At 69.4% G+C, this 15,171-nt stretch carries 9 protein-coding genes; 8 read left to right on the top strand and 1 reads right to left on the bottom strand.

The window, feature by feature from the left end; genetic code table 11:
- Positions 1-774 carry a DUF2993 domain-containing protein gene (locus QE410_RS11445; RefSeq protein ID WP_307334503.1) on the top strand — a complete coding sequence of 258 codons (774 nt, stop codon included), beginning with the start codon at positions 1-3 and terminating at the stop codon, positions 772-774.
- Between the two features lie 7 nt (positions 775-781).
- On the opposite strand, the gene QE410_RS11440 is transcribed toward QE410_RS11445, so the two are convergent.
- Positions 782-1,882 (bottom strand): hypothetical protein, encoded by a 1,101-nt coding sequence (locus QE410_RS11440; RefSeq protein WP_307331936.1) that lies wholly within the window; start codon positions 1,880-1,882, stop codon positions 782-784.
- Positions 1,883-2,987: 1,105 nt separating this feature from the next.
- On the opposite strand from QE410_RS11440, the gene QE410_RS11435 reads away from it, so the two are divergent.
- The 7 genes from QE410_RS11435 (at position 2,988) to rho (ending at position 15,141) form a co-directional block, all read left to right on the top strand.
- A complete protein-coding gene (locus QE410_RS11435; protein WP_307331934.1) occupies positions 2,988-5,297 on the top strand; it encodes a hypothetical protein in 2,310 nt (769 codons plus the stop codon).
- Positions 5,298-5,372: 75 nt separating this feature from the next.
- Positions 5,373-7,709 carry a M60 family metallopeptidase gene (locus QE410_RS11430; protein ID WP_307331931.1) on the top strand — a complete coding sequence of 779 codons (2,337 nt, stop codon included), beginning with the start codon at positions 5,373-5,375 and terminating at the stop codon, positions 7,707-7,709.
- Between the two features lie 151 nt (positions 7,710-7,860).
- Positions 7,861-9,291 (top strand): diaminopimelate decarboxylase, encoded by a 1,431-nt coding sequence (lysA, locus tag QE410_RS11425; protein WP_307331927.1) that lies wholly within the window; start codon positions 7,861-7,863, stop codon positions 9,289-9,291.
- Complete coding sequence (locus tag QE410_RS11420) at positions 9,288-10,610, top strand: homoserine dehydrogenase (RefSeq protein WP_307331924.1); 1,323 nt, start codon at positions 9,288-9,290, stop codon at positions 10,608-10,610. Before lysA ends, QE410_RS11420 begins: the two co-directional genes overlap by 4 nt.
- A gap of 2 nt (positions 10,611-10,612) precedes the next feature.
- Entirely contained in the window at positions 10,613-11,695 is a 1,083-nt protein-coding gene (gene thrC, locus QE410_RS11415; protein WP_058232197.1) for a threonine synthase, read from the top strand.
- Positions 11,692-12,624, top strand: a complete 933-nt coding sequence (gene thrB / locus QE410_RS11410) for a homoserine kinase (RefSeq protein ID WP_307331922.1) — start codon at positions 11,692-11,694, stop codon at positions 12,622-12,624. The genes thrC and thrB overlap by 4 nt, the downstream gene beginning before the upstream one ends.
- A gap of 150 nt (positions 12,625-12,774) precedes the next feature.
- Entirely contained in the window at positions 12,775-15,141 is a 2,367-nt protein-coding gene (gene rho, locus QE410_RS11405) for a transcription termination factor Rho (RefSeq protein WP_307331920.1), read from the top strand.
- Positions 15,142-15,171: the final 30 nt, after the last annotated feature.

Below are 15,171 nucleotides of genomic sequence, written 5' to 3'. Positions count from 1 at the left end.
GTGACGGATGCCACGGCCCCGCGCCGACGACACACCGGGCGCTGGATCGCCGTCATCGTGGTCGCTGTCGTGCTGCTGGTCGGCGCGGTCGTGGCGGCGGAATTCATCGCGCGCTCGGTCGTCACCAGCACCGTGCGCTCTCTCGTGGTGCAGAACCTCGGGTTGCCCGAAGACCAGGATGTCGACGTGCAGGTGGCCGGCCTGGTGCTTCCGCAGGTGCTCGGCGGGCGGCTCGACGAGGTCGCCGTCTCTTCGAACGACGTCGCTCTGGGGCCTCTGCAGGGCGACGTGCTGGTGGATCTGCGGGGAGTGCCGGTGTCTCGCGGTTCCGCCGCCGACGGCGGTGTGGCGTCGGTGCGACTCGACAGGGAGCAGCTTCGCGCCCTGCTCGCGCAGCTCCCCGACGTTCCCGCGGGCACCGTCGACGTTGCGGCACCGGATGTCACCTTCGAGACGTCGCTGTCGCTGTTCGGGATCGCGATCCCCGTCGGAGTCGCCGTCACACCGGGCGCGGCCGAGGGTGACCTGACGCTGACGCCCACCTCGTTCACGGTGGGGGGAAACGTGATCGACGCCGACACGCTGCGAGGGCAGTTCGGTGGCATCGCCGATCCCGTGCTGCAGACGTCGAACCTGTGCATCGCCGATCGCCTGCCCGCCGGCCTCACCCTCACCGGTGCCACGGTGCAGGGGCTAGACCTCGTCGCGACCTTCGACATCGCCGGCGGGATCATCAGCGACCCCGCGCTGCAGAGCGACGGCACCTGCGGCTGAGCGCCGGTCACATGTCGACGGTGAGGAGTCCGGCTTCGACGAGCTGACTCAGGGTGAAGTCAACGGCGTGGTCCGGTTCGGCGAAACAGCGAGGCAAATCCGCCATGAGCTCGTACCGAGTGGACCCATCCGACGCGCGCCACAGGGCGGATGCCAGGGGACCGAGAATACGCAGAGTGCCTCGTCCGTCTACCTCCGAGGTGAGAACGGCGATCTGGTCGTCCGGTACGGTGCACCAGTCGACCACGTCCGAACGGCGGCGGTAGCGCACGTCCGTGGCGTGGGGGGCGGGATGTACCGGCGGAGCGGTGACGGTGGCTTCTCGTGCGTCTGCGGCATCTGCGGGGCATGTTTCACCGGTGAAGATGTCGTCGAGAAGGCTCGTGAGAAAGTGCGCTTCCGCGTAGGAGGCGCGCAGAACTCCTCCCGTTCGACGGATGAGCGAAGCCATGGTGCGTAATGGCGTCGGCATCGCGGCCAGAGCGCTGGATTGTTCGCTGAGGGTGACGAGGGCTTCCGTCAGCGGGACGTTGCTCAGACGGGCGCCGATGGTGTCCGGATCGCGATCGAGCAGAATGATCCGACGAACGTGCAGCTTGGCGCTCGGAAGCGGGAGCAATCCGAGACTGCGCGGAGGATGCTGCAGCTTGAATCGTTCTCCGGGCGTGATCACCGAAAGCGGCTTGCGGTACGGATGGACCGTGCCGTCCTCCTCGATGCCGATCGTCTCGTCGGAGACGTACCCCAAAGAACGGCCGAGGACCTTCGTGGCAGTCGTCTTCCCCGCACCTGAACGTCCAACCAGGACGACGACGCCTCCATCAGGAGCGGCTAGCCCAGCCGCGTGCAGCATCCACAGCTCACCGCGTCGGGCCGAGATGGCCGCGTGCGTCACGAGGCTCGAGAGGTCGGAGAGACTCTGACGCTCGTCTGCACTTGTCGGCGTTCGGACCGTGACGTCAGCGTCCGACCGCCGCCGAAGGCGGGCGTCGGCCCACGCGGCGGTGATTGCATGCCGACCGGCGGCGGGCAGCCCGTCGGTTGCAATGCCGACGCGCGCGCCAACGGCGGCCACGATGAGCGGGGTCTGAATCGGCGTGATCTGCACCGCCTCACCCTAAGGCGGCTCCGACCTGGAAGAGCGCGCCCGCCGGGGCTGCTGCGACGGGCGTCCTCTCGGCGCCCACCCCCCCGTCCGCTGACAGCGCGGGACGTGGCGAAATCCCCCCCCCGGCTCCGGCAGGCACGATGGCGGGCAGGTTCACCCCACAGGTGAATTCTCCTCGGTGCGCAGCGCATGGAGGCGAGGCACAGTGGCGAGCGATGGAGAACTGCTCCGGCATACCGGGGCTCGCGGGTCGAGCCTTCCACGGCGAGTCGGACACCGCAGAAATGGGACGCGCGAGCCGGTGCCGAGCGAACGACGAGACGAGTGTTCCGCCCACCCAGCTGAAGGACGGCACCGCGTCGAGGCCTCTGCTCGCACTTCACCCGCTCGGCTGCAGGGCGGGGCGCTGTTCCCTTCGAGTCGTGGGTTCGTAATGTCTGCATGCGCACGACCTGTGCAGCGGTGCCGACTTCCGAGGGAGACCACTGATGGATGAAGTAACCGTTCGTACCGATGCGACCCGCGACATCGGGGGACCGGAAGGGCCCAGCCGGCGCACGATCATGATCGGTGCGGCCTGGGCCGTGCCGGCGATCTCGATGGTGTCCGGAACGCCGGCATTCGCGGATTCCGTCGCTCGGGTCGTCACGATCAGCGGACCGGCCGGCGGCATCCCCGCCGCGAGCACTGTGCCCATCAGCGTTTCTGTCAAAGCCTCCGGTGCTGGTGTCTCTGCCGCCCCCGTCTCCCTGACTGCCCCGTCCCCCTCCTCATTCGCCAACGCGAGCGGTGTCACCGACGGGACCGGCACATATACAACCAACTTCACGCTGGGGCGCACCTGGGCCGCCCCAGGCTCGTCAGTCGTCCTCGGCGCCACCGCTGGATCAGACTCCACGTCTCAGTCTCTGACGGTGTTGGGTGCGAATGCGGTGGGGTGTGGGTTGGATCCGTCGGGGCGTTTGGGGACGTTGGCGCAGTCGGATTCGTCGGCGCGGTCGCAGCCGGTGCAGTTGTTGACGCAGTTCCCCTCGCCGATTGTGCAGGTGGCGGCTTCGAAGAAGACGAGTCAGGCGTCGGCGGTGTTGTTGGCGGATGGGACGGTGTGGACGACGGGGCGTACGAGTACGGCCAGTTGGGTGATGGGTCGTCCTCGTCGCGCAGCACGTGGTCGAAGGTTCCGGGGCTGTCGGGTGTGACGCAGATTGCGTCGGGGGCGTTGACGTTCTATGCGTTGGCCGGGGGGAAGATCTGGGCGTGGGGCGATAACTGGTTCGGCACTGTCGGCGACGGGACGACGCGGAATCAGCGGAATACGCCGGTGCAGGTGTCGGGTATCACGACGGCGACGCAGGTGGCGGCGGGGGCGCAACAGGCGTACGCGTTGTTGTCGGACGGTTCGGTGAAGGGTTGGGGTCGCGGTGACGCCGGCTTCGGCGCGGGCGCGACGGCGGACCAGGGCGCCCCGATCACGGTGTCGGGGCTGTCGAACGTGCAGCAGATCGCCGCCGGTGGTGGCGTGGGGTACGCCCTCATGTCGAATGGGACGTTGCGGTCGTGGGGGGCAAACTACGCCGGTCAGGCCGGTCAGGGTCAGCCGACGTCGAACAGTCCGCTGCCGATGGGAACCGTGCAGGGCGCGAGCGGGTCTCTCACTGGTGTTGCGCAGGTCGTGGCGGGTGGCACCACCGGGTACGCGGTGATGACGGACAAGTCCGTGACGGCGTGGGGTGGTAACGACCAGGCTCAGATCGGTGACGGGTCGACCACGACGCGCTTGAGCGCGGTGGCGGTGTCGGGTCTGTCGAACGTGACCACCCTCAGCGGAACGGGGTCGTCGGCGTTCGCGAAGACCTCCGACGGGAAAGTGTGGGGGTGGGGTGACAACACCGCCGGGCAGCTCGGCGATGGCACCACCACCAACCGTGCTACCCCGACGCAGTTGACCCCCGTGTCGGGGCAGACGGTGAGCACCATCATCACCGCCTCCGTCACCACCAGCGCCACCTACTTCCTCACGGCTTCGTCCACGCTGGCGCTGACCGTTCCTGTGCCGGCCCCGGCAGGGTCTGCATCGGTCGTGCAAGCCAAGGTCACGGCGAATTCGTCCGGCGTCGCGGGCGCAACCGTGGACTTCTCCACCTCCGGTTCGGCTGCGCTGAGCGCGTCGTCCGTGAGCACCGATTCGAGCGGCAACGCTTCGGTGACCATCACTCCCGGCGCTTGGACCAATCCCGGGGCGAGCATCCTCGTCTCGGCCTCCACGAGCAACTCGTCGATGAGCCAGACGACGACGGTGTTGGGTGCGAATGCGGTGGGGTGTGGGTTGGATCCGTCGGGGCGTTTGGGGACGTTGGCGCAGTCGGATTCGTCGGCGCGGTCGCAGCCGGTGCAGTTGTTGACGCAGTTCCCCTCGCCGATTGTGCAGGTGGCGGCTTCGAAGAAGACGAGTCAGGCGTCGGCGGTGTTGTTGGCGGATGGGACGGTGTGGACGACGGGGGCGTACGAGTACGGCCAGTTGGGTGATGGGTCGTCCTCGTCGCGCAGCACGTGGTCGAAGGTTCCGGGGCTGTCGGGTGTGACGCAGATTGCGTCGGGGGCGTTGACGTTCTATGCGTTGGCCGGGGGGAAGATCTGGGCGTGGGGCGATAACTGGTTCGGCACTGTCGGCGACGGGACGACGCGGAATCAGCGGAATACGCCGGTGCAGGTGTCGGGTATCACGACGGCGACGCAGGTGGCGGCGGGGGCGCAACAGGCGTACGCGTTGTTGTCGGACGGTTCGGTGAAGGGTTGGGGTCGCGGTGACGCCGGCTTCGGCGCGGGCGCGACGGCGGACCAGGGCGCCCCGATCACGGTGTCGGGGCTGTCGAACGTGCAGCAGATCGCCGCCGGTGGTGGCGTGGGGTACGCCCTCATGTCGAATGGGACGTTGCGGTCGTGGGGGGCAAACTACGCCGGTCAGGCCGGTCAGGGTCAGCCGACGTCGAACAGTCCGCTGCCGATGGGAACCGTGCAGGGCGCGAGCGGGTCTCTCACTGGTGTTGCGCAGGTCGTGGCGGGTGGCACCACCGGGTACGCGGTGATGACGGACAAGTCCGTGACGGCGTGGGGTGGTAACGACCAGGCTCAGATCGGTGACGGGTCGACCACGACGCGCTTGAGCGCGGTGGCGGTGTCGGGTCTGTCGAACGTGACCACCCTCAGCGGAACGGGGTCGTCGGCGTTCGCGAAGACCTCCGACGGGAAAGTGTGGGGGTGGGGTGACAACACCGCCGGGCAGCTCGGCGATGGCACCACCACCAACCGTGCTACCCCGACGCAGTTGACCCCCGTGTCGGGGCAGACGGTGAGCACCATCATCACCGCCTCCGTCACCACCAGCGCCACCTACTTCCTCGTGAAGACGGCGTGAGGACGCGAGCGGGACCCGGGTTCTCGGGTTCCGCTCGCTGGTCGAGGCGATGAATTGTGAGAAGGCGGATCAGACATGGGCCCAGAGAAGAACGACCGGCAGGGCTGGCGCTCATCTCAGCAGGTGGGTCCGCTCGTTCCCCGACGTGCCGTTCTGACGTCCGCCGCGATCGCGGTGCCGGTGGTGATGGTGACAGTGGCTACTCCGGCGTTCGCGTCGAGCGGACAACTCCTGCCCACGGTTCGCCTTCTGCGGTCGTCCGTGCTCGCGGGTGAGGTCATCGCGTTGGAAGTGGAGGTTCGCGACGACACGGGCGCCCCGTCAGCGGGTGTATCTGTGATGCTCTCCGTCGACGGGGCCGCAGGCGTCATCGATTCAGGTGACGGCATCACCGACGGCCGTGGCATCCTCTCCGCACTCCTCTGGGTGGAAGTGGGTATCAAGCCGGGTACGGGGGTCGTCACCGCCATGACGGCGTCGGCGCATGCGTCGGCGACCTTCGAAGTCGTCGACGACATCCTCATCCGCCACTCGATCGATGGAACGACGACTCGGGTCGTGGCGCTTCCGCACGGAGATCAGACGCAGTTCCGAGTTGCGGAAAACCGGGGTATGTCGCACAGTGACCTTCAGCCCACCGGGCGCTGGGTCCGTTCGGGTGATGTGCTCACCTTCGACGTCGAAGGGTCCCCGACCTGGTGGCTGGAGGCGGTGATCGGATCCCGCGGGCCGATGGCCGTCTTTCGCAGCGACGGCACGGTCGACTTCGAGCGCACGGTTCTGCGAGGTGGCCGCACGACCCTGACCGCGAAGCGCGACGGATTGCTCTTCCTCGTGAATCACAGCGAGTGGTCTGCCGTCGTCGTGGACATCTCCGGGGGGAACGCTCATCCCGTCTGGATCGACGGATCCACCGACCCCGCCGACTTCGGGCGGCAAATGCAGGCGTTCGCCGCCGCGCCCGTCGTCACACACGTCTCTCAGCGCGTCTTCGCCGACATCCAGAGGAGCGTGCTCGATACGCCCGACGTGGCACGCGCATACGATCCCGGCGAGATATGTGCGCGATTGGATCGCGTCCGCAGCCACACGGACGACGTCTACGGACTCCGCTACGGGGCGGTTGGCGTCGCGCGAAAACATCCCGGCCGCGTCTACATCGCTGGCCCCGACTCGGGCGGCGCGTACGCCTTCGCGACCGAGGGGTGGCTTTCCCTGCACGTGAGCCACGGAGCGAGCGCTGCATTGGCTTCGGGGTCGGATCAATGGGTCTTGTGGCACGAGATCGGTCACACTTATCAGACCCTCGACTACACCTGGAGCGGCTTGCTCGAGGTGACGGTCAACATCTCGTCGTTGGCCATCGAACAGCGGGATCGAGGGAGCAACACCCTCGATCGGTCGCCCGACGTTCAGGAGCGCTTGACCAGATACTTCGCCCAGCCCATCGTGGACCGACGGTTCGCCGACCTCGTCAGCGAAAGCCCCTTCTTCCCGTTGATGATGTTCGACCAGCTTCGGCGGTCGTTCGGGGAAGGCTTCTACCCGGCCGTGAGCCAGGCGTATCGCATCCGCCGCGCGACAGGCGAACGAGCCCCCCTCTCGGATCAAGAGAAGATCGACCTGTTCGCGGAGGTCACTTCCGAAGTGGCGGGTCGCGACCTGGGGCCCTTCTACACGCAGTGGGGGCTCGGTGTCTCCCGTTCGTCGCTCGCGATCGCGGCGAGCAGGGCGCCGCTCGCGAAAGACATCTGGACTGCCCTGCTGTCGAACGACTCACCGGTCGAAGGGAACGTGCCTTACGGTCCGCCGACCGGGAGTCTTTCGGGCGTACCCCGGTCCGTGTACTTGGGCCAGACGGACACGGCGGGCGTGCGGGTGACCTCTCCGACGGAATCCGACGGGAGCCGGTGCGACGTCGTCCGAACCGGCGTCGTGGCGGCGCAGATCGGTTCGAATGCTGGACGGGTGTTCGCGGTGCTGCGCGCGAGGGACGGCGCGTCGGAAGCGTTGACGCAGCCCGTTGATGTCACCGCGGTGTCGGTCCTGGAATTCGTCGGCCTCGCGGATGTCATGGTCGGCTCGATCGGCCTCAGCGCCGATGGGAAGCGGCTCGTCGCCACATCCCTTGGGAACCCCGCTCATTCGTACTTCTCGGGTACGACCTACTACCGGGTCGATGTCCTCACCTCCGCGGGCCGGGTGGTGTCGTCGGCCACAGTGCGGGGAGAAGACTCCGCCGCATCGGTCGTGAGCGCCCTGAACGGTCTCGTCCTGCCTGACGAAGCGATGCTCGTCGTGAGGTCCGCGGAACCGACACGGGTGCGGATATATCAGGATGATCAGCCGGCGGGCACACTCACGCAGACAACGCAGATCGTCCGCACGGTGGACGGCCGCTTCGCCATCTGACCCCGCTCGGTGCGGCGGTCGATCCGCGGGGGAAGGGAGCGGCATACGCCGTGCCCTAGACTGCAAGCACCACCTTCTCGCGTGACTCTCCGCGGAGGTGGGAGCCGTGATCCGCGGCCGTCGCGTCGCCGCAAACCCGATTGGTCCCCCTGTGTCCGCCTCGCACTCCGCGCTCGTGCCCGAGTGGCTCACCGCCCCGGCCCACGCGAACGAGCTCGTCGCCCCTGTCTGGCCCGCATCCGCCCGTCGCGTCGACGACGGCTCGGTCGAGATCGGCGGGGTGTCGGTCTTCGACCTGCGCGACCGCTTCGGCACACCGCTCTACGTGCTCGACGAAAACGAGGTGCGCGCGCACGCGAGCCGTGCACGCGCCGCTTTCGACTCCGCCGCCGAACGACACGGCATCCGGGCCCGCGTCTACTACGCAGGCAAGGCGTTCCTCTCGACCGAGGTCGTGCGCTGGGTCGTCGACGAGGGGCTCTCCGTCGATGTCTGCACCCGCGGCGAACTCGAGGTCGCCCTCGCGGCGGGAGCCGAGCCCGGGGGTCTGGGCTTCCACGGCAACAACAAGAGCGTCGGCGAGCTCGAGCGCGCGGTCGAGGTCGGCATCGGCTCGGTCGTCGTCGACAGCCCCATCGAGATCGAGCGCCTGGCTGCCATCGCCGATCGTCGCGGAGCGGTGCAGTCGGTCCTCGTGCGCGTGCGCACCGGCGTCCACGCCGAGACCCACGCGTTCCTCGCCACCGCACACGAAGACCAGAAGTTCGGCTTCTCGCTCGAGGGCGCGGTCGAGGCCGTCGCGCGCATCCGCGAGCTCCCGAGCCTGCGGTTCGTCGGGCTCCACGCGCACATCGGTTCGCAGATCTTCGACTCCTCCGGCTTCCGCGAGTCGGCGGCGCGACTGGTCGACCTGCACGCCGATCTGCTGGCCGGAGGAGAGATCCCGCTGCTCAACGTCGGCGGCGGATTCGGCATCTCGTACACCTCCGTCGACGACCCCAAGCCCATCGAAGAGATCGCCGACGGCATCCTGGATGCCATCGCCGACGAGTGCGCGGTGCGTGGCATCCCGATGCCCGACGTCGCCACCGAACCCGGCCGCGTCATCGTCGGCCAGGCCGGGGTCACCCTCTACGAGGTGGGAACGGTCAAGACCGTCGCGGCATCCGAGGACCTCGAGCGCACCTACGTCAGCGTCGACGGCGGCATGAGCGACAACGCCCGCCCCGCCCTGTACGGCGCCGACTTCTCGGCACGTCTGGTGTCGCGGGTGAGCCACGAGGAGCCGGCGCTCGCGCGCGTCGTCGGCCGGCACTGCGAGTCGGGCGACATCGTCGTCGATGCCGAATACCTCCCGCGCGACGTGACCCCGGGCGACCTGCTCGGCGTCCCCGCGACCGGCGCCTACTGCTTCTCGCTCGCGAACAACTACAACTACACCCCCCGTCCGCCGGTCGTCGCCGTCCGAGACGGACACGCGCGCGTCATCGTCCGCGGCGAGACCGTCGACGACCTGCTCTCGCGCGACGCCGGCCTCACGGCATCCGACACGACCGCCACACCCCACGGAGACACCGAATGACCGACTACCGCACGCTCCGCGTGGCGCTCCTCGGCGCCGGCGCCGTCGGCTCGCAGGTCGCCGATCTGCTGCTCAAGCACGGCGACGAACTCGCCGATCGCGCGGGCGCGAAGCTCGAGCTCGCCGGCATCGCGGTGCGCAACCTCGACTCCAAGCGCGACGCCGACCTGCCCCGCGAGCTCTTCACGACGGATGCCGAGACCCTCATCGTCGGCAGCGACATCGTCATCGAGCTGATGGGCGGCATCGAGCCGGCCCGCACGCAGGTGCTGCACGCGATCGCCTCGGGCGCCGATGTCGTCACGGCGAACAAGGCGCTGCTGGCCACCCACGGGTCCGAGGTCTTCGAGGCCGCCGACCAGGTCGGCGCCGAGGTGTATTACGAGGCCGCCGCCGCCGGTGCCATCCCGATCATCCGGCCGCTGCGCGACTCGCTCGCCGGCGACCGCGTCGTGCGCATCATGGGCATTGTCAACGGCACGACGAACTACATCCTCGACCGCATGGACACCGAGGGCGCCGACTTCGCCGACGTGCTCGCGCAGGCGCAGGCCCTCGGGTACGCGGAGGCCGACCCCACCGCCGACGTCGAGGGCTACGACGCCGCGCAGAAGGCCGCGATCCTCGCCAGCCTCGCGTTCCACACCACCGTCCCCTTGGATGCCGTGCACCGCGAGGGCATCACCGCGGTCGACGCCGCGATGATCGAGTCGGCGCGTCACGCCGGCTACGTGATCAAGCTCCTCGCCGTCTGCGAGCGCCTCACGGCCGAGGACGGCTCGGAATCGATCTCCGTGCGCGTCTACCCCGCGCTCGTCGAGCGCACCCACCCGCTCGCGAGCGTCCACGGCGCGAACAACGCCGTGTTCGTCCAGGCCGAAGCCGCGGGCGACCTCATGTTCTACGGCGCCGGTGCCGGCGGCGTGCAGACCGCCTCCGCCGTGCTCGGCGACGTCGTCTCGGCCGCGCGCCGCCACATCGCCGGCGGCGTGGGCGTGGGGGAGTCGACCCGTGCGAACCTCCCCGCCGTGCCGATCGGACACGTCATCACGCGCTACCAGATCACCCTCGAGGTCGACGACAAGCCGGGCGTGCTCGCCACCGTCGCCGGCATCCTCAGCGAAGGACGCGTGTCAATCGCGACCGTCGAGCAGACCGTCATCGAGGCGGACCAGACCACTCAGACCGGCGGCTCCGCCCGCCTGGTCATCGGAACACACAAGGCCCGCGAGCAGGACCTGAGCGAGACCGTCGAGCGTCTCGCCGCGAGCGGCGTCGTCGAGCGCGTGGTGTCCGTGCTGCGCGTGGAAGGGAACTGATTATGGCTCACCTCTGGCGCGGAGTCCTCCGCGAATACGCCGACCGCCTGGGCGTCACCGACGCCTCCACCGTCGTCACGCTCGGCGAGGGCGGTACGCCCCTCATCCCCGCTCCCGCCCTGTCGCGTCGCACCGGCGCCGATGTCTGGGTGAAGTTCGAGGGCATGAACCCCACCGGTTCGTTCAAGGACCGCGGCATGACCGTCGCGCTCTCGCGCGCCGTCGAGCACGGCGCCAAGGCGGTCATCTGCGCCTCCACGGGCAACACCTCGGCCTCGGCCGCCGCATATGCCGCGCACGCCGGCATCACCGCCGCCGTCCTCGTGCCCGAGGGCAAGATCGCCATGGGCAAGCTCAGCCAGGCCGTGGCCCACAACGGTCGGCTCATCCAGATCCGCGGCAACTTCGACGACTGTCTCGAGATCGCTCGCGAGCTCGCCGATCACTACCCGGTGCACCTGGTCAACTCGGTCAACCCGGATCGCATCGAGGGTCAGAAGACCGCGGCGTACGAGGTCGTCGAGCAGCTCGGCGACGCCCCCGACTTCCACTTCATCCCGGTGGGCAACGCCGGCAACTACACCGCCTACTCGCGCGGCTACCGCGAGGAGGCCGCGCGCGGCGTCGCGACGCGCGTGCCCCGCATGTTCGGCTTCCAGGCCGCCGGCTCGGCCCCGCTCGTGCGCGGCGAGGTCGTGAAGAACCCCGAGACGATCGCCAGCGCGATCCGCATCGGCAACCCCGCCTCGTGGGAGCTGGCGCTCGAAGCGCGCGACGCCACCGACGGCTACTTCGGCGCGATCGACGACGCCGGCATCCTCGAGGCGCAGAAGATCCTCGCCGGCGAGGTGGGCGTCTTCGTCGAGCCCGCCTCGGCGATCAGCGTCGCGGGTCTGCTCGAGCGCGCCGAGGCGGGCCTCGTCCCCGCCGGGGCGAAGGTCGTGCTGACCGTCACCGGCCACGGTCTGAAGGACCCCCAGTGGGCTCTCCGCCAAGCCGACGGCTCCGACGTCACGCCCACCGTCGTCGACGCGACCACCTCGGAGGTCGCCTCCGTGCTCGACCTGCAGCCGGTGACCGCGTGAGCTCAGGCCCCGGTCGCCGGGTCGCGGTCCGCGTTCCCGCCACGAGCGCGAACCTCGGCCCCGGCTTCGACACCCTCGGTCTGGCGCTGAGCGTCTACGACGACCTCGTCGTCGAGCAGATCGACGACGGCCGCCTCGAGATCGAGGTCTCGGGCGAGGGCACAGTCGACGTGCCGCGCGACGCGTCGCACCTCGTCGTGCGCGCGATGGCGCACACGTACGCATCGGTCGGCCGTACCCTCCCCGGGCTGCGGCTGACCGCCCACAACGTCATCCCGCACGGGCGCGGCATGGGGTCATCGGGGGCGGCGGTGGTCGCCGGCATCCTGGCAGCCAAGGGCCTTCTCGAGGGCGAGGCGCACTTCAGCGATGTCGATCTGCTGCGCTTGGCCACCGAGATGGAGGGGCACCCCGACAACGTCGCGCCCGGCCTCTTCGGCGGTCTCACGATCGCGTGGATGGATGCCGAGGGCCCGCAGCACAAGCAGCTCATCGTGCACCGCGGTGTGTCGCCGCTGGTGTTCGTGCCGAGCTTCACGATGTCGACCGCCGTCGCCCGCAGCCTGCAGCCGCTGCAGGTGCCGCGAGAAGACGCCGTGTTCAACGTCTCTCGTTCGGCGCTGCTGATCGCCGCGATGACGCAGAGCCCCGAGCTGCTGATGGCCGCCACCGAAGACAAGCTGCACCAGAACTATCGCGCGCAGGCGATGCCCGAGACCGACCGCCTCGTGCGCGCGCTCCGCGCCGAGGGATACGCGGCCGTCGTCTCGGGCGCCGGCCCGAGCGTGCTGGTGCTCGCCGACGGGCCGGGGCAGCGCCTCGCGGCAGCGGATCTTATGGCATCCGTGGTCGACACCCCGTGGCAGGCGCTCATGCTCGCCGTCGACGTCAAGGGTGGTACAGTGAAAAACGCAGAGGGTTCCGCGTAACTTCGCGAATCTGAGCCTCTGCACCACTGCGAAATCCGCAACACATCGCGAACCCGGTATCGGCTGCAATCTCCCGAACCGCTGGTGTCTCTTCGTCTGCGATCTGCACGCCGAAGCGCGATCTGACACGTTTCATTCTGAGGAGCACTCGTGGAGTCCATCTCCGAGACCCAGTCCGTCGACGCGCCCGAGGGCGCTGAGAACCCCGCCGACGAGCAGCCCACGGCTGACGCGCAGGGCGCCGACAACCCGGGCACCGACACCCCGGGCACCGACATCGATCAGGCCGCAGGCGAGGCCGAGCCGACCGAGGGCACGGATGCCCCGGATGCCGCTTCGTCCGACGCCGACGCGCAGCCCGAGGCGCTGTTCACCGACGAGGCGCTCGCCGCCGCCGAGTCGCCGGCTGGTGCCCCCGACGCCGCGCCGGCCGACGCCGCTACCGCCGAGCAGTCGGCCGAGGCCCCCGCCGCCGAGCCGGCCGAGGCCGCTGCGCCGGTCGAGGAGCCCGCGCCGGCCGAGGAGCCCGCGCCGGCCGAGGAGCCCGCGCCGGCCGAGAAGCCCGCCCGCGCCCCGCGCAAGCGCGCTCCCCGTCGTGCGACCACCGCGACCGCCAAAGAGAAGGCCGCTGCCGAGGCAGCTGCCGCCGAAGCAGCTGCCGCCGAAGCCGCTGCCGCCGAGGCTGCCGCTGCCGACCCCGCGGACGCCGCCGAGAAGCCCGCCGCCGAGGGTGCAGACGCGCCCGCCGCCGAGGTGACCGCTCCTGAGGCCGCGTCAGACGAGACGCCCACCACCCCGGTCACCACGGCCGCCGACGTGGCCGACGACGTCGCGGCCTCGACCGAGACGCCGGTCGCCGACGCCGAGACGCCCGCGGCGGATGCCGTCGCACCGCAGGCCGACACGGCTGATGCACAGTCCGGTGAGGCCGCCGAGGGTGACGCAACGGCATCCGAGACCGCCGAGCAGGCCGACGAGGCTCCGGCCCGCGGCCGTGGCCGCAGCCGTTCGCGCTCGCGCAACCGCAACCGGCCCGACGCAGCCGCCGACAAGGCCGAGGCTCCCGTCGACGAGGCCGACGCCGCGCAGCAGGGTGCGCAGCGCGACAACGCGCCGCAGAACGCCCCGCGCGAGAACACCGCCCGCGAGAACACCGCCCGCGAGAGCGCGCAGCAGGGCGGCGCGCAGCGTGACAACGCGCCGCAGGGCGGCGCACAGCGCGACAACGCGCAGCAGAACGGCCAGCAGGCTCAGCAGCAGCAAGGAGCGGCGAACAGCCGCAACCGTCAGCGCAACAAGCGTCGCGGCCAGAACACCACGGGCGACGAGTTCGAGACCGAGATCGGCGAAGACGACGTCCTCATCCCCATCGCCGGTGTCCTCGATGTGCTCGACAACTACGCGTTCGTGCGCACCACCGGTTACCTCCCCGGCCCGAGCGACGTCTACGTCTCGCTCGGCCAGGTGAAGAAGTACAACCTGCGCAAGGGTGACGCGGTCGTCGGCGCCATCAAGCAGCCCCGCGAGGGCGACCAGCAGGGACGCCAGAAGTACAACGCGCTCGTGCAGGTCGACTCGATCAACGGTCTGTCGGTCGACGATGCCGCCGCACGCGTCGAATTCAACAACCTCACCCCGCTGTACCCCCAGGAGCGTCTGCGCCTGGAGACCGGACCCGAGAAGCTCACGCAGCGCATCATCGACCTGGTCGCACCTGTCGGCAAGGGCCAGCGCGGCCTCATCGTCGCGCCCCCGAAGGCCGGCAAGACGATCGTTCTGCAGCAGATCGCGAACGCGATCGCCACGAACAACCCCGAGGTCCACCTCATGGTCGTGCTCGTCGACGAGCGCCCCGAAGAGGTCACCGACATGCAGCGCACGGTGCGCGGCGAGGTCATCGCCTCGACCTTCGACCGCCCCGCCGAAGACCACACCACGGTCGCCGAGCTGGCCATCGAGCGTGCGAAGCGCCTGGTGGAACTCGGTCGCGACGTCGTCGTGCTGCTCGACTCGATCACCCGCCTCGGTCGCGCGTACAACCTCGCCGCCCCCACCTCGGGACGTGTGCTGAGCGGTGGCGTCGACGCTTCGGCCCTGTACCCGCCCAAGCGCTTCTTCGGCGCGGCACGCAACATCGAGAACGGCGGCTCTCTCACGATCCTCGCCACCGCGCTGGTCGAGACCGGTTCGAAGATGGATGACGTGATCTTCGAGGAGTTCAAGGGCACGGGCAACAGCGAGCTGCGCCTGAACCGCCAGCTCGCCGACAAGCGCATCTTCCCCGCGGTCGACGTCAACGCCTCCAGCACGCGCCGCGAGGAGATGCTGCTGTCGAACGACGAGGTCAAGATCACCTGGAAGCTCCGCCGCGCACTCGCCGGCCTTGAGCCGCAGCAGGCCCTGGAAGTCGTGCTCGGCAAGCTCAAAGAGACGCAGTCGAACGTCGAGTTCCTCGTGCAGATGCAGAAGTCGATCCCGGCGCCCGCGCGCGGCGGTGACGACAACAGCATCCGCTGACCCGGGGCGCAGACGCGATGTCGGTGCCCG

The organism is Microbacterium sp. SORGH_AS_1204, assembly GCF_030818935.1.
GTDB lineage: Bacteria > Actinomycetota > Actinomycetes > Actinomycetales > Microbacteriaceae > Microbacterium.
This window is presented reverse-complemented; position numbering and strand designations above follow the sequence as displayed.